19 protein-coding genes are annotated in these 19,669 nt (G+C 54.4%); 6 read left to right on the top strand and 13 right to left on the bottom strand.

Annotated features, from left to right (window positions below):
• Position 1: 1 nt before the first annotated feature.
• The 6 genes from C1J03_RS15690 to C1J03_RS15665 form a co-directional block, all read right to left on the bottom strand.
• The gene (locus C1J03_RS15690) at positions 2-679 is read right to left on the bottom strand and encodes a hypothetical protein (protein ID WP_162798563.1); all 678 of its coding nucleotides are present in this window, start codon (positions 677-679) and stop codon (positions 2-4) included.
• 242 nt (positions 680-921) lie between these two features.
• Complete coding sequence (iolB, locus tag C1J03_RS15685) at positions 922-1,731, bottom strand: 5-deoxy-glucuronate isomerase (RefSeq protein ID WP_114887444.1); 810 nt, start codon at positions 1,729-1,731, stop codon at positions 922-924.
• 43 nt (positions 1,732-1,774) lie between these two features.
• Positions 1,775-1,996 (bottom strand): hypothetical protein, encoded by a 222-nt coding sequence (locus tag C1J03_RS15680; RefSeq protein WP_114889035.1) that lies wholly within the window; start codon positions 1,994-1,996, stop codon positions 1,775-1,777.
• Positions 1,997-2,012: 16 nt separating this feature from the next.
• On the bottom strand, positions 2,013-2,807 hold the full coding sequence (locus C1J03_RS15675) for an ATP-binding cassette domain-containing protein (RefSeq protein WP_114887443.1): 795 nt from the start codon (positions 2,805-2,807) through the stop codon (positions 2,013-2,015).
• A 1-nt stretch (position 2,808) separates the two neighbouring features.
• Complete coding sequence (locus C1J03_RS15670) at positions 2,809-3,927, bottom strand: ABC transporter permease (RefSeq protein ID WP_114887442.1); 1,119 nt, start codon at positions 3,925-3,927, stop codon at positions 2,809-2,811.
• A 78-nt stretch (positions 3,928-4,005) separates the two neighbouring features.
• On the bottom strand, positions 4,006-4,956 hold the full coding sequence (locus C1J03_RS15665) for a sugar ABC transporter substrate-binding protein (protein ID WP_114887441.1): 951 nt from the start codon (positions 4,954-4,956) through the stop codon (positions 4,006-4,008).
• 158 nt (positions 4,957-5,114) lie between these two features.
• Between C1J03_RS15665 and C1J03_RS15660 the strand changes: the two genes are divergently transcribed.
• Entirely contained in the window at positions 5,115-6,125 is a 1,011-nt protein-coding gene (locus C1J03_RS15660; RefSeq protein WP_114887440.1) for a LacI family DNA-binding transcriptional regulator, read from the top strand.
• 20 nt (positions 6,126-6,145) lie between these two features.
• Here C1J03_RS15660 and C1J03_RS15655 read toward each other — a convergent pair whose 3' ends face one another.
• The 3 genes from C1J03_RS15655 to C1J03_RS15645 are packed head-to-tail and all read right to left on the bottom strand — an operon-like array spanning position 6,146 to position 9,310.
• Positions 6,146-7,276 (bottom strand): Gfo/Idh/MocA family protein, encoded by a 1,131-nt coding sequence (locus C1J03_RS15655; protein WP_114887439.1) that lies wholly within the window; start codon positions 7,274-7,276, stop codon positions 6,146-6,148.
• 12 nt (positions 7,277-7,288) lie between these two features.
• Complete coding sequence (locus tag C1J03_RS15650) at positions 7,289-8,185, bottom strand: TIM barrel protein (protein WP_114887438.1); 897 nt, start codon at positions 8,183-8,185, stop codon at positions 7,289-7,291.
• 21 nt (positions 8,186-8,206) lie between these two features.
• Complete coding sequence (locus C1J03_RS15645) at positions 8,207-9,310, bottom strand: Gfo/Idh/MocA family protein (protein ID WP_114887437.1); 1,104 nt, start codon at positions 9,308-9,310, stop codon at positions 8,207-8,209.
• A gap of 122 nt (positions 9,311-9,432) precedes the next feature.
• Between C1J03_RS15645 and iolD the strand changes: the two genes are divergently transcribed.
• The 5 genes from iolD to iolG are packed head-to-tail and all read left to right on the top strand — an operon-like array spanning position 9,433 to position 14,974.
• On the top strand, positions 9,433-11,298 hold the full coding sequence (gene iolD, locus C1J03_RS15640; RefSeq protein WP_114887436.1) for a 3D-(3,5/4)-trihydroxycyclohexane-1,2-dione acylhydrolase (decyclizing): 1,866 nt from the start codon (positions 9,433-9,435) through the stop codon (positions 11,296-11,298).
• Positions 11,298-12,281, top strand: coding sequence for a 5-dehydro-2-deoxygluconokinase (gene iolC, locus C1J03_RS15635; protein WP_114887435.1), 984 nt, complete (start codon positions 11,298-11,300; stop codon positions 12,279-12,281). Before iolD ends, iolC begins: the two co-directional genes overlap by 1 nt.
• Positions 12,282-12,297: 16 nt before the next feature.
• Positions 12,298-13,140, top strand: coding sequence for a 5-deoxy-glucuronate isomerase (locus C1J03_RS15630; protein WP_114887434.1), 843 nt, complete (start codon positions 12,298-12,300; stop codon positions 13,138-13,140).
• Positions 13,137-13,973, top strand: coding sequence for a class II fructose-bisphosphate aldolase (locus C1J03_RS15625; protein WP_114887433.1), 837 nt, complete (start codon positions 13,137-13,139; stop codon positions 13,971-13,973). The genes C1J03_RS15630 and C1J03_RS15625 overlap by 4 nt, the downstream gene beginning before the upstream one ends.
• An 11-nt stretch (positions 13,974-13,984) precedes the next feature.
• Complete coding sequence (iolG, locus tag C1J03_RS15620; protein WP_114887432.1) at positions 13,985-14,974, top strand: inositol 2-dehydrogenase; 990 nt, start codon at positions 13,985-13,987, stop codon at positions 14,972-14,974.
• Positions 14,975-15,468: 494 nt separating this feature from the next.
• On the opposite strand, the gene C1J03_RS26105 is transcribed toward iolG, so the two are convergent.
• The 4 genes from C1J03_RS26105 to C1J03_RS15595 form a co-directional block, all read right to left on the bottom strand.
• Positions 15,469-15,855: an RNA 2'-phosphotransferase gene (locus tag C1J03_RS26105; RefSeq protein WP_114887431.1), complete on the bottom strand. Its 387-nt coding sequence runs from the start codon at positions 15,853-15,855 to the stop codon at positions 15,469-15,471.
• A 195-nt stretch (positions 15,856-16,050) separates the two neighbouring features.
• Complete coding sequence (locus tag C1J03_RS15610) at positions 16,051-16,548, bottom strand: lactoylglutathione lyase family protein (RefSeq protein ID WP_114887430.1); 498 nt, start codon at positions 16,546-16,548, stop codon at positions 16,051-16,053.
• Positions 16,549-16,995: 447 nt separating this feature from the next.
• The gene (locus C1J03_RS25785) at positions 16,996-17,439 is read right to left on the bottom strand and encodes a hypothetical protein (protein ID WP_254694065.1); all 444 of its coding nucleotides are present in this window, start codon (positions 17,437-17,439) and stop codon (positions 16,996-16,998) included.
• Positions 17,440-17,610: 171 nt separating this feature from the next.
• Positions 17,611-19,521: a DUF3604 domain-containing protein gene (locus C1J03_RS15595; RefSeq protein WP_114887428.1), complete on the bottom strand. Its 1,911-nt coding sequence runs from the start codon at positions 19,519-19,521 to the stop codon at positions 17,611-17,613.
• Positions 19,522-19,669: the final 148 nt, after the last annotated feature.

The following is a 19,669-nucleotide window of genomic DNA, read 5'->3' as shown; positions in this document are numbered from 1 at the left end:
CTCAGTTTGAGCTTAGGCGGCGTAGCCAGTCCTGTGCAATGACCGCAAAACTGTCTGCAGAACCATTCAATGGCCCGCTCCGCGACCGCCAATACGCGAGGATTTGCGGGAATTGGTTGAACTCCATCTTGCCCTCTTTAATGATCCGGCGGTCCAAGGGTAAAATCCGCAAGCCTTCGTTGAAAAAGCGATGAAGTTGGGCATCATCTGCACCCTCTTCCATGGCTTTGACGAGATCGCCTACCTCGGTGTATGGAATCTTTTCACGGGCCAACTCGCGGCGTTCTTCGAATATGATATCAAGGATGCGTTTGGTCAGGGGGCCATGATTTCCAATCCGCGCCACATAGAGATTTGGCATTAAACGGTTGAGCTCTTCTTGTTCGATCTCAGGGATCCATGAAAAGCTGACGGAACGCATTTTGACCGCTTCATCCAAGCACACGACGTCGAAACATGCATTGCACAATGTGCGATAGGCTGAAGTGCGATGCGGGCCACGGCCCGGTGCATGCACATTCATGTATTTACCGGAGCGAAAACCGCATTCGGCACAAGTGTTGCAATCACGTTGGTGCACAGAAGTCTCAATGGCCTTTGGCGTGTCATTCAAAGGAAGGCTGGCCAGCGGATCATGCAAGCTGCCGCCCATCGGCGTAATTCCGAGTCTTAGTGCCATGTTGATGTCCCTCCGCGTACTTCGGTAAATCCTGCCACCCCGTGGGCGCTGAGTAAACCTGCCAATGGGTGTAAACCGGTTCCCCAAACACGGTAACGCTGATCATGACAGTTCGAAACACGCAGTTATTAACAAAAGACACCCAATGCAAAAGTGTCGATTAGAAGAAATTGGCCGCGACAACCGGCTTCATTCTTGGCCAAATCCACATTGATCTGACGTAGAGCCAGACGGAGCCGGAATTAATCCGCGTCGCGCTGTGCGATCCAGTCGTGGGCAGGATCATTCTCAAAGCGCCATTTGCGTAAAGGACCGGCCATGACATTGAGGTAATATAGCTCATAGCCATGGGGCGCACCACAAGGGTGATGACCTTTGGGGACGAGGACGACTTCCCCATCTTTGACGCTCATCGTCTCGTCCAGCGTCCCGTCTTCGGTGTAGACACGTTGAATGCCAAAGCCCTGCGCGGGGTTCAAACGGTGGTAGTAGGTTTCCTCAAGATAAGTCATCCGAGGGAAATCATCTTCGTCGTGGCGATGGCTGGGATAAGACGACCAGTTGCCAGCGGGGGTAAATACTTCAGTGACCAACAAGCTGCCAGCCACTTCCCGGCCTTCCATCGCGATGTTGTTGATGAAGCGTTGGTTTTGGCCTTTGCCGCGTGGGGTCAATTCAATGCCGTCGGGCCCGATCTTTTGGGTTGGGTAGCTGCCCTTTGCGGGAGCCGTGCACACGGCCAAAACACAATCCGTGGTGGCGGTGGCGCGCCAGTCGCTGTCGCCTGCAACATAGAGGCAATGCGGCGCGGTTTTCTCAAAGACCGACATGCGGTCGCCCATGTTGCCAAAATCTTGACCCGCTGCGGAAACATCAGCTTTGCCTTCTACGAGCACCAAGATGACTTCGCGGTCACCCGTGGCTTCCTCGGCGGTCTCTCCGGGTTTTAGGTGGTAGAGGCCAAATCCAACATAGCCCCATCCAGCGGATGCCGCTGTGATGTCATGCACTTTGCGAGTCTTACCATTCGGAGAGCGAAGAAGGTTTGTCATGAGTTGTTTCTCTTCAAAACGTTAAAGGTGACCCTTGGAGTGATCAGGGGGCATCGTTGTCGTCATGGGGCAGGGTGAAGTCGAAAAAGAAGACATAAATTGCATATGCCCCGATCCCGGCCGACAACAATGCCCAGTACGGGTTGCCGTAATTGATTTCAACGACGGTCCAAAACCCCATCAAGGCCACAAGCACCACGCGCCGCCACAAGGGGAGGAAAAACGGGTGCCGCAGGTCAAGAGCGTTGGGCCGTCGCTTGTTCATTTTGACAACTTCAGCATCAAACAGTGTCGCCAAGTGAACCTTCGAGAGTGGCCATCTCTTGTCCGCCAGCCATCATGTCCTGAAGCTCTTTTGGACTGATCTCACCGCGCATTGCAGTCCCAAGTGTCTTACCCCGGTTCAGCACGGTAAAGCGGTCCCCAACGGCCATCGCATGACGCACGTTGTGGGTAATGAACACCACTGCAACGCCGTCTTTACGGACCTTGTCGATGGTGGCCAGCACGTTGGCAGTTTGGCGCACACCCAAGGCCGATGTCGGCTCGTCGAGGATCAGAACCCGTGCACCAAAATGCACAGCCCGTGAGATGGCGACAGTTTGACGCTCACCACCCGACAAGGTTCCAACCGCTTGATCAGGACCACGCAGGTTGATCCCCATCTTGCGCATGGCCTCCATTGTCACCCTATCCGCATGTTCCCGGTCAAAGAACGATATTCCCGCAACCTTCTTGACCGGCTCATTGCCCATAAAGAAGTTACGGCTGACTGACATCAAAGGGATCATTGCGAGGTGCTGGTGCACTGTCGCAATACCGGCCTCCATCGCGTCGCGCGGGTTCTCGAAATTCATCGGTTGCCCGTTGAAAACGATCTCGCCTTTGGTGGGCTTATGCACACCCGACATTGTCTTGATGAAGGTCGACTTGCCGGCGCCATTGTCGCCCAAAAGGCAGTGGCACTCACCCGGCAAGATATTGATTGAAACACCGGCCAACGCAATGACTGCGCCAAAGTGCTTCTCGATATCCCGCATCTCAATGATGGGGGTCTGTTCAGTTTCCGAGCTCATATCAACGCTCCCCTGTAATCATGCGACGAATGTAAGTGTTCAAGATAACAGCAGCGAGGAGGATCACCCCGAGGAACACCCTAAACAGGGAGCTCTCGACCCCCGCAAAAAAGAGACCTTGCTGCACCACACCAAAGATCAGTGCGCCAAGTGCGGCTCCGATCACAGAGCCGTAGCCGCCTGTCAGAAGGGCACCGCCAATAACAACTGCAATGATTGCTTCGAACTCTTTCAGGACCCCTCGATCCGCACCTGCAGAGCCAAATTCCATGACCTGACATGTGGCGAAAACCGTGGCGCAAAAGGCTGTGAACATGAACATCGAGACTTTTACACGGTTTACAGGGACGCCCGAATTTCGGGCCGCCTCGGCATCGCCACCGGATGCAAAGATCCAGTTGCCGAACCGCGTTTTTGTCAAAAGGATATGACCAAAGATAACCAGGCCAATTGCCCAAACGATCAACATCGGGATGCCATCTACAACAGGTTGTCCGGCACGGGTGCCGCGCTCAAACACAGAGATGATCCCAGCGTCGCCCAACGATTGGAATACCCCAGTCAGGATCTTGCCGCCAAATAACGCGCCCAACCAGTCGCCTTCTGCTGCCTCACGAATGCCGCCAATGATGGTTTTGCGTTCGATGGTCTGTGGCAAGAAGATCGTAAAGCCGCGCAAGATGAACAGAAATGCCAGCGTCACAATAAAGCTGGGCAGGCCGGTTCGGATACAAATAAATCCGTTCAGCGCACCAATCGAAATACAGATGGCAAAGGTCACTAGGATCGCAATCCACATGGGCCATCCGAAAGTGACCCCGAAGATCGCAATAAGCATCCCTGCAAAGCCGATCATGGATCCGACGCTTAGGTCAAATTCGCCCGCGATCATCAAGAGGCACGCGCCAACTGCAATGATCATAAACTGAGCAGACACCACGGACCAGTTCAGCACACCTTGGCTGTTGAACATCCCGCTGTCGGAGGCAAAAACGAAAAAACAAATGAAAACGGCAATGGTACCAATGATGCCACCTAGTTCGGGGCGGATAAGGGCCGCCCGAAAAGACGACATTTCTTTGACGCGTTCGTCCGTCGAATCTTGTGCTGTGTTGGACATGACCATCTCCTATGGGTCTCGTCAGGATGCAAAAAGGGCGGCGGTTTCGTATCGAACACGCCGCCCTTCGGTGGTATCTTAGCGGAATTCGCCCGCGTATTTTTCGACCAGCTCAAGGCCGTCGGCAGTTACAAAACCGGGGCCAGAGTTGATGTTGTTGCCTGGCAGAACGCCGTAGCGGTGGTAGTTGGCCATCACAACAACCGGCAGGTAGGCCTGCAGGAAGGGTTGTTGGTCGATACCCCAGTTGATCACGCCGGCTTTGATACCGTTCACGATTTCGGTGCCAAGGTCGAAGGTGCCAAAGTAGATATCACCGGCCATGCCATTTTCGTTCAACGCCAGCAGTGTAGGATCTGCCGAGGTTGGGCCGAGTGTCAGGATGGCGTCCGTTTCAGGATTGGCTGAAAGATAGGCAAGAACACGGTTTTTGATTTCCGCAGGGTCTTGACCAGAATCAATCATTTGGTTGCCCAGATCGACACCCAGACCGTCTGCAAAACCTTGGCAGCGCTCGGTTGAAGAAGGCGAAGAGATGTAGTGGTTTACGCACAAGAAGCTCGCAACGCCGTCGCCTTTGGCGCGCAGACCAGCTGCATAACCCGCGTCATACTCAGGCTGACCAACATACATCAAAGCGCCAACTTCGCGCGCCTGATCAGGGGAACCTGAGTTCATGATGATGACGTCGATGCCACTGGCAACCGCATCCATGATTGGTCCTTTGAGAACATCATAATCCGAAAGGGTTGTGATGATGCCATTGGGGCCTGATGCTGTGGCTTGCTCGATGATGCGTGCCATATCGGCCAAGTCGCCGGTTGGTGGGTTGCGGTATTCAACCTCAACATCCATTTGCTCACCCGCAAGGGCGATGCCGTTTTTGATCGTGTTCCACCAGCTGTCGCTATCAGGTGCGTGGCTTACCAAGACGTACTTCAGTTTCTCACTGTGACCGTCGGCAAAAGCCGTTAACGGTGCTGCAAGCAACGCTGCGCCAAGCGCGAGCGACTTGAATACTTTATTCATGAGGTCCTCCCAGACATATTTTTAAACGTGGTCGAACGGTGTCACCGCCTGACTTGGAAATCAAAGCATATGGGCATCCAAAATGCAACCGGTTGCAAAAATAGATTTTCCATTTTTGTCTGGTGGCGATATAGACCTATAAAAAGAGGGGTGTGCGAGTGGCGGTAACGTTGAAAGAGGTTGCAGAAATTGCGGGTGTATCGCGTTCTGCCGTCTCACGAACCTTCACCGAAGGCGCGTCGGTGTCGCCCAAGACTCGCAAAAAGGTTGAAAAGGCCGCGCGGGATTTGGGATATAGCCCCAATGCGCTGGCGTCTTCGCTGACAACGGGCCGGACCAAACTGATCGGTCTGATCTCCAATAACTTCCACAACCCTTTGTTCCTTGAGGTCTTTGATCTGTTTACGCGCCGTTTGCAGGAAAAGGGGCTGCGCCCGCTTTTGGTCAATCTCACCAATGAGACCGATCCGGCAAACTCGCTTCGTATGCTGCGGCAGTATTCTGTGGATGGGGTTATTGTGGCATCGTCCACCTTATCGCCCGAGTTTGCCAAAGCATTCCGAGACGCAAAAATTCCGGTTGTCCATTCCTTTGGGCGTTTCGCCAGTGCCCCGCATGTCCATGTCGTTGGCATCGATAACGTTGAATGTGGACGCATGGCAGCGCGGACATTGCTGGCTCGGGGATATCAGCGAATCGCTTTCCTAGGCGGGCCGGAAAGCGCCACATCGACGATCGACCGGCGCGCTGGCTTTATGGAGGTCGTAAGCGAGACCGAAGACGCAGAAATGAACGTAAGCTACGCGTCGGATTATACTTTTGCAGCCGGGCGCACGGCCATGCTTGAGTTGCTTAAGGGCTCCCATGCCGAGGCTTATTTTTGTGGGGATGATGTCTTGTCGATTGGGGCCCTCAGCGCGATTTCATCTGCAGGTTTATCGGTGCCAGACGACATCGGCATCATTGGCCTAAATGACATGGAAATGGCCAAGTGGGAGAACATTAATCTCACCACGATTAGGCAACCGGTTAAGCAGATCGTGGACAGCTCAATCGAGTTGGTGATGGCGGCCCTGGACGATCAAGATCGCCATCCCGAGGCCAGATTGTTTTCGTGTCAGGTGGTGGAGCGCGGCACACTTCGGCCCCTGTCAAAGGGCCGAAGCTAAGAAATTAAATTGTCTGAACGCTACTGAAACATCGGCGGACGCGCATCCACCCATGCTCCGTTTTGCTTGGCCGATTCGACCGACGCATACACCGCAGCCATCGATCGCAGACCGTCTTGTGCGGTTGGGTAGTTCGACGTACCGCCGCGCAAACGCGCCGCCAGATCGACATAGATATTGGCCACCGCCAAAGGGAAGCCTTCGGGATGGGCAATCGCCACCCGTGACATCCGCTTGGCATCATCAGACAGGCCATCTTCGCCCTTTTCGATGATCTCAACCCGGCCACCCAGCTTGTGGAAATAGACCTGGTTCGGCTGCTCAGAAGCCCACCGCACGCCGCCTTTTTCGCCAAAGATCTGGATGTCGAGGCCATGCTGGCGACCAAGTGCAATGGTCGAAGTCCAAAGCCGGCCCACAATGCCACCTTCGGTTCTGAAGTTTACCATCGCGTCATCTTCCAACACGCGCCCCGGAACGGTTGAGGCAAAATCAGCTGACAACGTGCGCACTTCATCACCCGTGATAAAGCTGGCCAAATGCAGCGCGTGAATGCCGCAATCCGCCATCTGACCGGATACGCCAGCTTGGGCAGGATCGTAGCGCCAGCGCACCCGTGGGTTTTCTGCGTCGTCGCCCGCCGCGTGGTGACCATGGCTAAAGTTGGTCACAACGGTGCGTATTGCGCCCAACTCACCGCTGGCGACCATGGCGCGCATTTGCCGGATCATCGGATAGGCGCTGTAGCAATAGTTTACGGCACAAACCTGTCCCGTGGCTTCGGCAATTTTGACGATCTCTTCGCCTTCTTCGACGGTCATGGTCATCGGCTTTTCGCACAGCACGTTGAACCCGGCCTCAAGAAAGGATTTTGTGATCTCAAAATGCGTATTGTTGGGCGTGGCAACGGTCACTAGATCCAGCTTGTCGGCGCGATTTTTTTCGCCAGCAAGCATCTCTGTCCAGTCGCCATAAGCGCGATCTTGGTCCACGCCGAGCGATTGCGCATAGGCGCGCCCTTTGGCGGCGTCGACGTCTAAAGCACCAGCAGTAAACAGGAAATTCCCATCAGCCTGAGCGCCAAGGCGGTGTGCTGGCCCGATTTGACTGCCTTCGCCGCCGCCAATCATGCCCCATTTCAGTTTTGCCATAACATTGGTTCCTTAGGTAAAGCCGATGGATTGCAGAAAGGCGCGGTTGATAGCGGCGTCCCCAACGGCATCGGTGTCTGGAAGGGTTGGATCGCAGTCTTGCTCAACGGTGCACCAGCCTTCAAAGCCGTTCTCGATCAGGATTTCGCGCACGCGCGCAAAGTCGACATCGCCGTCGCCAAGATTGCAGAAAATACCTTGTCCGCAGGCATCATAAAAGTCGGTGCCTTTGGCAATTACGTCTGCTTTGACCGCCGGATTGATGTCCTTGAAATGCATGTAACTGATGCGGTCGATGAAGCGTTCCATGAAGGCAACCGGATCAAAGCCTGCATAGGAATGGTGGCCTGTATCAAAGCAAATCTTCAGGTGTTTTTCGTCGACTTCATCGAGCAGACGAATCAATTCAGGTTCAAAATCGATGAATCCTGCTGCGTGGGCGTGCATGCCAACCGTCAGGCCATATTCTTCTGCGCCCATTTTGGCGACATGGGCGATGCGGTCGCGAAATGCGATCCATTCGGCCTTGCCCATCTGCTCGGCGGCATCTGCGCGACCGGCTGTTGGTGCACGGCGCGGCGAGATCGAATCGATCAACACAAGGTGCTGTGCGCCATGTGCGGCCAGCGCCCTGCAGGTGCGCACTGACGCATCGAGCACATCATCCCAAAGTGCCGGATCATGAAACGCGCGGAATACGACGCCGCCGATCAATTCCAGCTCATGTTCGGCAAGGGCATCAGCCAAAATAGCGGGGTCTTCGGGCATAAACCCAACGGGACCCAACTCGATGCCTTTATAGCCGGCTTGTGCGTTCTCGCGCAGGACATCGCGCCAACCTGGGTTGCGCGGATCATCCGCAAACTCGACGCCCCAAGAGCAGGGTGCATTGCCAATTCTTATGGTCACGGGGGCGGTCTCCTTTATACTTTAATGTGTCTCGACTGAGGTCCAAGACCCCGTTGTGTTGGATGTACGCGCGGCCGTTACAACGCGCGAAACAGCAAGTCCATCGGCAAACGTAGGCCAGCGCGGTGCGCCATCGGCAATTGCCTCCAGAAAATCACGGGCTTCTATGATGATCTGATCTTGGTATCCGGTGCCATGGCCGGGGCCTTGGCAAAATGGTTCGTAATTTGGATGCGCAGGCCCGGTCAGAATTTTGCGAAAACCACGCTCGGCCTCGGGGCCTTCGGCTTTGTACAGCCACAGCGCATTCTGGTCTTCTTGATCAAAACGAATTGCCGCTTTTGTGCCGGTGATCTCGTAGGCATAGCCCATCTTTCGGCCGGTCGCGATTCGGCTGAAATGCATGTGCCCCATGGCACCATTGGCAAAACGGCACATCATCTGCCCTTGATCATCATTTGAGACAACGGCATCGCCGCGCGTCGTGTGAACGGTTTCAATCTGCGCCATGACGCTGTCCACCGGACCCAACAAAGCCAGCGCAGCATTGATCATATGGGGTGCAAGATCGCCCATGGTGCCATTTGCTTCGCCGTCCGTGCGCCAGTTCGCGGGGATCGCGGGGTCTGCAAGGAAATCCTCAGTATGCTCGCCGCGAAACCACGTGATCTGCCCCAGCGCACCCTCAGCAATCAACTGACGCGCATATTGCGAGGCGGGTGTGCGGATGTAGTTGAACCCAATCATATTAACGAGTCCGCTGGCTGATGCGGCAGCTGTCATGGCCTGTGCATCCTCTTGGGACGCGCCCAGTGGTTTCTCACAAAAAACTGGTTTTCCAAGCGAAAAAGCGAGTTCCGCAGCAACGCGGTGGGTGGATTGCGGTGAGGCTATCACCACAGCCTCTACCTTTGGATCCCGGATCAGCGCTTCCCAATCGTCGGCCGCGCGGGCAAAGCCAAACGCGTCACGGTACCGCTCAGCTGACGCTTTGGAAGACGCAGCTACCATCTCAAGCCGAGGCCTAAGACGGGTGTTAAAGATGGCACCAACTGCGGCATAAGCAACAGCATGCGCTTTGCCCATATACCCGCCACCAATTATACCAATTCCGATCTCTTGCATCGTCCCCCCCTAAAAACCGATTGCAACCGGTTGCAATACCGCTATCTTTAAATCAACAAGACCGTCAAGCGCGATAGCGCAGCATCGGCAAAAAATTGAACCCTTGGGGGAGGACACATCTGATGGGTGAGAGCACCGTACGTCTAACGACGGCACAAGCCATAATTCGATATTTGAATGTGCAGTTCATTGAAACCGATGGGGTGCGTCAGCGCCTTTTCGGTGGGGGCTTTGGCATTTTTGGCCACGGGAACGTGACCTGCCTTGGTGAAGCGCTGTATGATCACAAAGATACGTTGCCGCTTTATCGGGGGCAGAATGAGCAGGGGATGGGCTTTGCCGCAGCGGCTTATGCCAAGTACCACAAGCGCCGCCGGTTTATGTTTTGCACTGCGTCTGCGGGGCCCGGTACGGCCAATCTGTTGACGGCGTCCGCGCTGGCTCATGCCAACCGTTTGCCGATGTTGATGTTGTGCGGGGATACCTTCCTGACCCGTTTGCCCGATCCGGTGCTGCAACAGCTTGAGCATTACAACAATCCAACTTTTGGCGTGAACGATGCCTTTCAGGCCGTCACCCGCTATTGGGACCGCATTACGCATCCTGCACAGGTCATCCAATCGCTGCCCGCTGCTCTGGCAACCATGCTTGACCCGGCTGATTGCGGGCCTGCGTTTTTGGCACTGCCACAGGATGTTCAGGGTTGGGATTATGATTTCCCACTTTCGTTCTTTGAAGAGAAAACTCACCGTATCCGTCGTATGACGCCTGATGCTGCTGAAGTGGCTGATGCCGTTGCTTTGCTGAAATCGGCCAAGCGCCCAGTGATCATCGCGGGCGGCGGCGTGCAATACTCCGGTGCGGTTGATGAAATAACCCGCTTTGCCGAAGCTCACCAAATTCCGGTGATCGAAACGATCGCGGGCCGCGCTAACATGCTGAACGACCATGCGCTCAACATCGGTCCAGTCGGCGTAACCGGTTCAGACAGCGCGAATGCCGTCGCCGAATCCGCCGACGTTATTTTCTCTGTGGGATCGCGGCTTCAAGATTTCACAACAGGGTCTTGGACAGCCTTCGCCAAGGACGCCAAGATTATATCGCTAAACGCAGCGCGTCATGATGCTGGCAAACACCAATCTTTGCCCGTGGTGGGGGATGCCAAGTGTGGTCTGGCGCAAATCGAAACGGCGATGACCGGCTATATGGCACCGGCAAGCTGGACGGGCTTTGCCCAAGCTGAGCGCAAAAAATGGGACGCTTACGTGGCGCAAAACGTGGCCACTGGGAATCGCCCCAATTCTTATGCGCAGGTCATCGGCGTGGTGAATGCACTGTGCGGCAAGCGTGATCGCGTGGTGGCTGCTGCAGGTGGATTGCCTGCGGAAGTGACCGCAAATTGGCGCACGCTCGATATCGGAACCGTCGATGTCGAATTCGGCTTTTCGTGCATGGGCTATGAGCTGGCTGGCGGTTGGGGCGCGCGGATCGCGCAATCCGAGGTCGAGCCAGAGGCCGATACCATCGTCTTTACCGGTGACGGCTCTTATATGCTGATGAACTCGGACATCTATTCCTCTGTTTTAACACAGAAAAAGATGATTGTTCTGGTGCTGGATAACGGTGGCTTTGCGGTCATCAACAAGCTGCAAAACAACACTGGTAACGAGAGTTTTAACAACTTGTTGGCAGATACGCCGACAATTCCGGATCCCTTCGCGGTGGATTTTGTGGCCCATGCGGCCGCAATGGGCGCGCATGCGGTGCGTGCCGATACACCCCAGCAATTGGAAGAAGCATTTAAGGCTGCAAAAGCTGCCGACAAGACCAGTGTGATTGTCATGAACGTTGACGCGTTTGAGGGCTGGACCACCGAAGGGCACACCTGGTGGGAGGTTGGCACGCCCCATGTGACGGATAACCCCAAGGTGCGCGAAAAGCACCTTGAGATCGAAGCTAGCCGCGCCAAACAGCGGAAGGGCGTCTGATGCAGGTTTTAGACGGGATCAAGAAAAAGAGCTTTCTAGTCATCGGACGCGTCGGCATGGATCTGTCACCAGAGCCTGCCGGAACGGGAATCGAAGACGCATCCAGCATGATGGTCGCGATGGGCGGCTCGTCAGCAAATATCGCAGCAGGCCTCGTGAAATTTGGAATGCAATCGGCGTTGGTTACGCGGGTGTCTGATGACGCGGTTGGGCGGTATTGCCTGAACCAGCTTGGCCGTTACGGGGTGGATACCGCCCATGTGAAACCCATCGCAGGCGAGTTCCGCAATTCTCTGGCGCTGTATGAAACGCGGGTGCAGGACCATAACTCGGTCATCTACCGCAACGGCGCTGCTGATTTTCAGATGAGTATCGAAGACGTTGAAGCGGTGGATTACAGCCAGTTTGGCGCGCTGATCACGGCGGGCACCGTCTTTGCTTCTGAACCATCGCGCAGTGCTGCCTTCCGCGGATTTGAGCTGGCCAAGGCTGCGGGCCTGCCGGTTATCTTTGACGTAGATTATCGCCCCTACAGTTGGCCTTCACCGCAGGTGGCCGAGGAAGTTCTGTCGCGGGCAGGGGCCATGTCCGACGTTATTATCGCCAATGACGAAGAGTTTGGCTTTATGGCCGGCGGCATCGACAAGGGGCTGGCCAAAGCGCGCGAATTGGCAGAAACCACGGCAAGCATTGTGGTCTATAAAATGGGCCATCTTGGTGCCATCACATTTGCGAATGGCACCGAAACCAAAAGCGGCATTTACCAAGTTGAAGCCGTCAAACCCACAGGTGCAGGCGACAGTTTCATGGCTGGATTCATCGCCAGCCTCGCTGAAGGGCGCGATTTACATGACGCGGTAATGCGCGGCTCTGCCTGCGCTGCCATTGTGGTGGCAAAACCGGGCTGTGCCCCAGCCATGCCTGATGCTGCTACCCTTGAGGCCTTTTTGGCCGCACATCCCGGGGCCACGAACCCCGTCTGATCTGGAGAGAATTTCCATGCATATCGCCCCGTTTGATAACAAGAATAACCCCATCGTCGATGCGGGGGATGCGCTTGTGCCCTTGAACTACTTTAATATCGTTAAGCTCAAGAAGGGCGAAAGCTATGCCTATGCTGTGCCGGGTTTTGAGACATGCATCGCACCAGCAACGGGCTTGATCGACGTAAGTGTTGGCGGCTTTGAGGCCAAGCAACTTGGCGGGCGTGGCGTCGATGTTTGGGATGGGGATCCCGAAGGTGTGTATGTGCCCACAGGCATGGAAGCGTGCTTCACTTGCCTGTCAGACAGTGCCGAAGTGTTTGTCGCCGGGGCCAAATTTGACGAGGTTCTGGAACCGTTTGCCGTACGCGCCGATGAGATCGATATGGTGCAATACGGCTCTGACGACACCAAGACCCACCGCAAAATCAAACATATCCTAGGTCAGAAACAGCATGGCCGCGTCGGCCGCTTATTGGTGTCGGAATTGTTCACTGTGGGGGCAGGGGGGTGGTCCGGATTTCCCAGCCACAAGCATGACACGAACCAGTTGCCGCTGGAGACGCGCCACGACGAGACGTACAACTTCCGTTTCAAGCCAAACTACGGCTCCGGGCTGCAAATGCTTCAGCGCGAAGACAATGAACCGGGCGATGCATATCATATCGTCGATGGCTCCACGATTTGCATCGATAAGGGCTATCATCCGTGCTGCGTTTTACCGGGCTATGAGATGTATTATTTCACGATCCTTGGCGGTCTAACCCAGCGATCATTGGTGCAGAACTTCCAAGAAACGCACAAAGATCAATTGCATACGATCCCGGGTATCCTTGACATGGTGGCAAAGTTCAAATGACCCTAGCGACTCTAAAAGATGTTGTGCAACCAGCCCTTACCGGTGGGTATGCCGTCGGCGGCTTGGTTACTTTGGGCTGGGAAGACATGCGTGCTTATGTTGCTGCAGCCGAGGCCGAAGGCTTGCCCGTGATCTTGCAAGCGGGCCCTTCGTGCCGCGCTCATACACCGCTGCCAATCCTTGGTAAGATGTTCCGAACCCTAGCTGAATCGGTTTCTGTGCCCGTCGTGGCGCATCTTGATCACGGCTATACCTTTGAGGACTGCCAAGAGGCGCTGGATAGCGGATTTACCTCTTTGATGTATGACGGGTCGCGCAAATCACTGGCTCAAAACATCGACGAGACCGCCCGCATCGCCGAGATGGCCCATGCTGCTGGTATTTCCTGCGAAGGTGAGATCGGTTTCGTCGGGTATAGCGATGGTGAAAACTCACTGGGCACTGATCCGCAAGAAGCCGCGACATTTGCCCGTGAAAGTGGCGTCGATGCGATGGCAATTTCGGTGGGCAACGTGCATTTGCAACAAAACCACGAAGGCGGCCTTGATGAGGCCCGCATCCGGGCGATCGAAGCATTAACGGAGGTGCCGTTGGTGATCCACGGCGGGTCAGGCGTTCCCGTCGCGCAGCGCCAAATGCTCGCTCAGACCTCCAAAATCTGTAAATTCAACATTGGTACGGAACTGCGTTTGGGCTTCGGCCGCGCATTGCGGCACGTACTGGCCGCGGATGCTGAGGTCTTTGACCGTGTGCAGATCCTCAAACAAATTGAACCCGATCTCCAATCAGCCGCACAGACGGCACTGCGCGGCTTGGCCGCTGCACGAACATAGAGGAAGCCCACATGATCTCCATCGGTCTTTTGGGATGTGGCCGCATCGGTCAGGTCCACGCGCGCAGCTTATCGCGGATCTCCTCTGCCAAGCTTGTCGCAGTCGCAGATTTTGTGCCAGCCGCGGCACAGGAACTTGCCACCACCAGCGGTGCCGAAGTGCGCAGTGCCGAGGCGATCATTGCAGCTTCTGACATTGATGCGGTCATTGTCGCCACGCCGACCACGCTGCATTATGATCAGATCCATGCTTTGGCCGCCGCCGGAAAAGCGATTTTCTGCGAAAAGCCGATTGATCTATCGTCAGAGCGGGCACAGGAGTGCAAAGCGGCCGTTGAAGCCGCTGGTGTTGGTTTTTTCACTGCGTTCAACCGCCGCTTCGATCCGAATTTCGCGCATCTAAAGGCGCAACTTGATGCAGGGGCCATCGGGGCCACCGAGATGATCGTGATCACGTCGCGCGATCCATCCCCGCCGCCCGTTAGCTATATCAAGCAGTCGGGGGGCTTGTTCCGCGATATGATGATCCATGATCTGGATATGGCCCGCTTTCTTCTGAACGAAGAACCGGTGGAACTCTTTGCGACGGGCTCATGCCTAGTGGACCCCGCGATCGGGGAGGCTGGAGACATAGATACGGCTGCCGTCACGCTGAAGACTGCGAGCGGCAAGATCGCACTGATCAACAACTCACGTCGTGCCACTTATGGCTATGACCAGCGGGTCGAAGTGCATGGGTCAAAGGGGATGTTGCGCGCCGCAAACAAGCTTGAAAATCTTGTCGAGCAGGCAGGCGAACAGGGCTTTACCACCGCCCCAAACAAGCATTTCTTCCTTGAGCGCTACGAGGCTGCGTATATCGCGGAAATGGAAGCATTCATCGCGGCCATTGTGGAAGGCAGAGCACTTATTCCAAGCATTTCAGACGGTGTAGCCGCGCAACGCCTTGCGGATGCCGCCGCGCAATCGCTCAGCACGCAAAGCCCCGTTAAGCTGGTTTAAGGACCTGAGCAGGCCCGCCATTGGGTGCCAATGGAATGTGATATGGACGGGAAGGATGGCTGCCCTTGCTGTCCATCTGAATAAACATTAGTCGGGTAATCTGAATTTCGAATGGCTTGAAAAGATCTAAGTCACTGAAAGTAATGGGGGAAAATTACATCAAAGCGCCCGCTTAAGCGTCGTTCCCTTGACGGGCTGGACGGTTGGCGGACAAAGATTTTGTATTTAATGTATTGGTAAATCCAAAGCGGATTTAGGCATACAATTATAAGTTCCGTGGCATCTGGCAAACGCGGAACCGGAATGTCCGATGCAAATGAGTTTAGACCCAGATGTATCTTAGCCCGCGCTGCTCATCTTGAGCCTTGTGAATGCTGACTGCTTTAAACTCTGGAATAGCTGGACAATCCAAAGAGGTGTTTGGAAATTTGATCTCAGTGAAACCATCGTCGGCCTGTTCACAAATGTTAGCGGCCTCTAGCCTTACTGTCTGTTTAGACTCTAGAGCTGGATGCTGAGCGCACAGAGGGAAATTGGGCACCGGAGAATGAGGAAACCGACACCCAAAACAGGGGGCTTGGAAATTGGTTGCCAAACCCAAGAAATTGTTTTGTTTTGGATAGAGTAAACGTGGTAGCCCCTGAGTCTTGGGTTTCGACTGGCGTCAGTGCGAAGCCCAAATATCTGACCGGAACTCTTTCAGTGAACCACACACAATTGTCCGCACAATAGAGCTTGTGGTCGTCATCATACATTCGCTGTGTGGCAATTATCAGAACTACAGGTTTCCCGTGCCGCGGTCCAACGTCCTCCGCAGTTTCTGTATTGCGCGAAAGATGGGCTTGATGCCGGCCAATTGCCTGAAGCCCCTCTGCAGAAATGGTTTCTTGGTCTTGCCGTGGCGGTTTTGCGCGCTGCTTTCATTCCGCTTTCTAAAATTCCACGCCATGTTCAATCGGCCGAAATGCGGAAGCCACATTGCGGTGTGAATTGAACCCGTAAATGCTTCTTATGAGCCGGAAACAGCGAATGGCTGTTTTGAGCCCCAAGATGGACACTCATCTGTGCTCAATTTATCAGGTGTATGCTCCTGACGAGTAGGTCAATTCATAAGAGTGGCTGTATATCTCGAACACAATCCCAAAGGGGTCTTCCACATAGACCATTCGATAAGGTTTTTCGTCGGGATAATAATATCGGATCGGCATTCTCTGCTTCCCGCCAGCACTCACAATCTTTTCAACGAGGCCCTCGACATCGGGATCTTGTATGCAGAAATGGAATGTGCCGTTGCGCCTGAAATCGATGTTGTTCTCAGGCGCATAATTGCCATCGAATTCAAAGATTTCGAAACCTATCCGATCTGCCGTAGAAAGGTGTGCAATGCGAAGCTTTTTCCACTCGGGGCCAAAAACATCCGTGCACATTACGCCGATGTCACTTTCGTCTTCTGTGACGTCGGTGGGTGGCATAATGACGTAAAATCCAAGCACTTCGGAATAAAACTTCACGGCCGCATCGACATCAGGCACTGATAGGCCAATGTGAGAAAACGTTCTTGGGTGTTGTGGCATTGATGCTCCATTCGATTTTCGATTCAATCAACCTAACGGCGTTCGGTGCGGTATTCAAGGAACGGCTCTTTTGCCCTGCAACTGAGACGTCAGCACTGACGCAGCGAACGACCGGTTTGGATTTCAGCAAATTTGCCCGTGGTGAACGGCCGCTTCGGGGAATTTGTGCTGCACTGCCGCGACACGATCGCTGTTTCGACCGGTCTACCGTAGCAATGTTTGCTGCATTTGCATCAGGCGGCTTTGCCCCGCAACTCGGTCATTCACGCAACCCGCAGCGAACGACTGCAATCCGCCCTTTTGGTCGAAATGTGCATGGCGCAGCAATTGGACCATTTCACTCGCCCATCGCGGTCGGCTTCCGGCCCATAGCGGACCTTGATGGCCTTTGCCGCGAACGACAGGAATGAGCCCAAAGCAGTCATGCGGTGATGCAAAAACATAAGGTTAATCGAGGTGCAATTCAGAAGCTTGAATATTGTGTTCAAACTGTTGGCGACCGACCGCATCATAGCACCTTAGGGTCACGATAGGTCCCGCTGGATCGTTCCAAGAAATCGACACTTCGCCGAAGTTGAAACCTGTAAATGGTCCTTTGATTCGCTTAGCGTTGTTGAGTTCAGCATACGCTGGCTCCGAGTGCGTCATTCCGCTCGATGTGAAATCCGTCAACACATAGGGACCTTCATCTGTCCCCGAGATTTCCGAGTAGCTCATGGTGCCCGCTTCAAAGCCGACCCGTTCAATCGGATTTGGAAACGCGCCAAGGCATGCAGCGATTTCGCTCACCTCACACGGCAACTCGCGCTCAAGTAGAACGGTTCCATTGCCATCAACAATGCAAAGCGCGCACGACCGCAGCGATATGTCTAATCCAGCATAGTAATCCATTTTCTGTCTCCCTTGTTCACAGCTATCCTGTGATCCTATGGAAGCTCGACCTCAAAACAGAGGGCTGCCCAATTACGCATACTTTGGGCCCAACGGCGCCTTAATCGGCTAAGCAGCACTGGTCGCAATAGGCGGTTTTCGGGCCTTTGCTGCGGGATTTTTCCACGATTTCTATGGCGTATACCAAATCGGTGATGTGTATGCCCGATCCTGCTGCGACGGTGGCACGCCCTCGGGCAAACCAACACCGTAGAAAGCAGCGTCGTACGTTGTCCAGCGTGGTATGGGTATCTCAAGAACCCGAACATAGTAGAAGGCACGCTGTGAGGGATCGAAATCGGGGTCTTCCCAGAAGGCCATCAGAAGTGAATCGCCAATATCGTTGGTGTATGTGGCAGCCTCGATGTTGACGGTATTGCCCACGGCACTTTCACAACGGGTTTCAATGATTTTTCGGTCGTCAGAGCAAACGACATCATAGACAAGCTCTTGTGCTTGGCCGTCTGAATCGAGCCAACCCTTTACAACTTGAACACGGTCTAAGTTCGCTCCGTCCGGGTCACGCAATGTGCGGATCATCAATCTAGGGGCCATGCCGTTTGGTGCATTTTGCAAATCACCGCCCATGGGCACACCGCCCAGATAACCTGTCTTGGCAAAATCTGGCCTCAGCACATCGTCGGCGTTATACTTCCAACCGCCGAACACCCGGACAGTCATACGGCTGCCTGTGGTTGCGTATGTTTCTTTGCGTTTCATTGCATCCCACAAAGCCTCGCGCGTGTTTTCCTTGGCCCACACACCTTGAAGCCCTGACGCGATGGTCTCAAATTCATATGTACCTGTGCCCGCATTCTGCGGATCGGGGACGATCTCTCCTTCGAACCGGTCGGGACCAGGTTCCATGAGGGACACTTTTCCGAAATAGTTGTCTTCTCGGCTAGTGGACAGCGAGGTGTGTGAATCGGTTCCACCGATCATTCCAAATTTGAATGGGTTGATACCGAGCGCTTCTTCCATTTGAAGGCCGACCTTCAATCCACCTCGGGCGTATTCATGCGGCAACATTTCCGGTGTTTTTGGCTCACCGGCCCAATTCCCGCGGTCCCAATTTTCATAATCGGCGAACTCGTCGTTCGGTGACAGGATCGGATGCGATTCTCCATCGCCTTTCATTTGAGTGACCTCATAGAGAGGTTCCCATTTGGCACGACGCTCGGCGTAGGCCTGGTTTATCGGCTCTCCGGACTGGGTCTCGACAGAGAACATCACACCATTTGATATGTTGCCATTGTGGGGGATAGCTAGAATTTGCCCACCGGTTTTTTCTTCGTAGACTTCCATCCAATCCCACAGTTTCTCGGGGTCGTCGGACTCATAAGCAGCGAACGGCAGGACTTTCTTCGCCTCCGCAGCACCATCCCGCATTATGACGACGCGGTGCAGATTATTGCCACCTGGCGCTGATGACCATTCGTAGCCGATGAAGGCCGTAAACTGCCCGGGGGTATTGTGGTTTTCAGCGTGGTCTATGATCTCTTCCCAGACAGTGCGGGTCAGCGCAGGGTCTTTGAGCGGATCATTGCCCCCAACGATGACATTCAGGCCCCAGTTTTCAAAGGCTTCGTAGATCTTGCCTTCTTTGTACAGGTCGTGCGTCGTCCGTCCGACTTCGCTTCTTAAAATGGCGGGATCTGAACGCTCGATAAGTACAGCGACACCAAGGCTCTCTGCGTGATCAGCTACCACCAGCCAATCCAGAGGTCTGACCAGTTTGACCGGCTGCCCAGAGCTTGCAATAACCTGCTGACCTTTCGCAAAGCGATAAGCCTCATCCGGGCCTAACGTATTGCCTACCAATCCAGCATCCCAAGAATACGAAGTGTGCAGATGTGAATCTCCCCAGAAGACACGATCAGGTGCCTCGAAGTTTACGAAAGGGGAAAAATTTTCTGTCTTCTTAACAATTTCGTTTTTCGGTACGGAAAAATCAGGCCCGCTCGCTTGTTGGGCAAAAGCTGATGAAGGTTGTACCGCACCCAAAGTAAGCAGTGCACCGGTTAGAACCCGTCCAATAGACATTTTGAAGCCCACCTTTTCCTATTTCTTATGGTATCGCCCTGAAATTACGCCCGCTCCGGAAGCTCAGATCATGTAGAAAAACTACCTTCGGTTGACTGAGTCAACCATGACATGGATCAATCGAACGGTTCCCCTTGGAGGGACACGC

This window comes from Sulfitobacter sp. SK012, assembly GCF_003352085.1.
Taxonomy (GTDB): domain Bacteria; phylum Pseudomonadota; class Alphaproteobacteria; order Rhodobacterales; family Rhodobacteraceae; genus Sulfitobacter.
The sequence above is the reverse complement of the archived record's forward strand: the minus strand, read 5'-3'. Positions and strand labels throughout refer to the sequence as shown.

What these genes read in the sequence shown, in the direction of transcription:
- C1J03_RS15690 (WP_162798563.1), bottom strand. Translation starts at nt 679, where the DNA reads ATGGCACTAAGACTCGGAATTACGCCGATGGGCGGCAGCTTGCATGAT.
- iolB (WP_114887444.1), bottom strand. Translation starts at nt 1,731, where the DNA reads ATGACAAACCTTCTTCGCTCTCCGAATGGTAAGACTCGCAAAGTGCAT.
- C1J03_RS15680 (WP_114889035.1), bottom strand. Translation starts at nt 1,996, where the DNA reads ATGAACAAGCGACGGCCCAACGCTCTTGACCTGCGGCACCCGTTTTTC.
- C1J03_RS15675 (WP_114887443.1), bottom strand. Translation starts at nt 2,807, where the DNA reads ATGAGCTCGGAAACTGAACAGACCCCCATCATTGAGATGCGGGATATC.
- C1J03_RS15670 (WP_114887442.1), bottom strand. Translation starts at nt 3,927, where the DNA reads ATGTCCAACACAGCACAAGATTCGACGGACGAACGCGTCAAAGAAATG.
- C1J03_RS15665 (WP_114887441.1), bottom strand. Translation starts at nt 4,956, where the DNA reads ATGAATAAAGTATTCAAGTCGCTCGCGCTTGGCGCAGCGTTGCTTGCA.
- C1J03_RS15655 (WP_114887439.1), bottom strand. Translation starts at nt 7,276, where the DNA reads ATGGCAAAACTGAAATGGGGCATGATTGGCGGCGGCGAAGGCAGTCAA.
- C1J03_RS15645 (WP_114887437.1), bottom strand. Translation starts at nt 9,310, where the DNA reads ATGCAAGAGATCGGAATTGGTATAATTGGTGGCGGGTATATGGGCAAA.
- iolD (WP_114887436.1), top strand. Translation starts at nt 9,433, where the DNA reads ATGGGTGAGAGCACCGTACGTCTAACGACGGCACAAGCCATAATTCGA.
- iolC (WP_114887435.1), top strand. Translation starts at nt 11,298, where the DNA reads ATGCAGGTTTTAGACGGGATCAAGAAAAAGAGCTTTCTAGTCATCGGA.
- C1J03_RS15630 (WP_114887434.1), top strand. Translation starts at nt 12,298, where the DNA reads ATGCATATCGCCCCGTTTGATAACAAGAATAACCCCATCGTCGATGCG.
- C1J03_RS15625 (WP_114887433.1), top strand. Translation starts at nt 13,137, where the DNA reads ATGACCCTAGCGACTCTAAAAGATGTTGTGCAACCAGCCCTTACCGGT.
- iolG (WP_114887432.1), top strand. Translation starts at nt 13,985, where the DNA reads ATGATCTCCATCGGTCTTTTGGGATGTGGCCGCATCGGTCAGGTCCAC.
- C1J03_RS15610 (WP_114887430.1), bottom strand. Translation starts at nt 16,548, where the DNA reads ATGCCACAACACCCAAGAACGTTTTCTCACATTGGCCTATCAGTGCCT.
- C1J03_RS25785 (WP_254694065.1), bottom strand. Translation starts at nt 17,439, where the DNA reads ATGGATTACTATGCTGGATTAGACATATCGCTGCGGTCGTGCGCGCTT.
- C1J03_RS15595 (WP_114887428.1), bottom strand. Translation starts at nt 19,521, where the DNA reads ATGTCTATTGGACGGGTTCTAACCGGTGCACTGCTTACTTTGGGTGCG.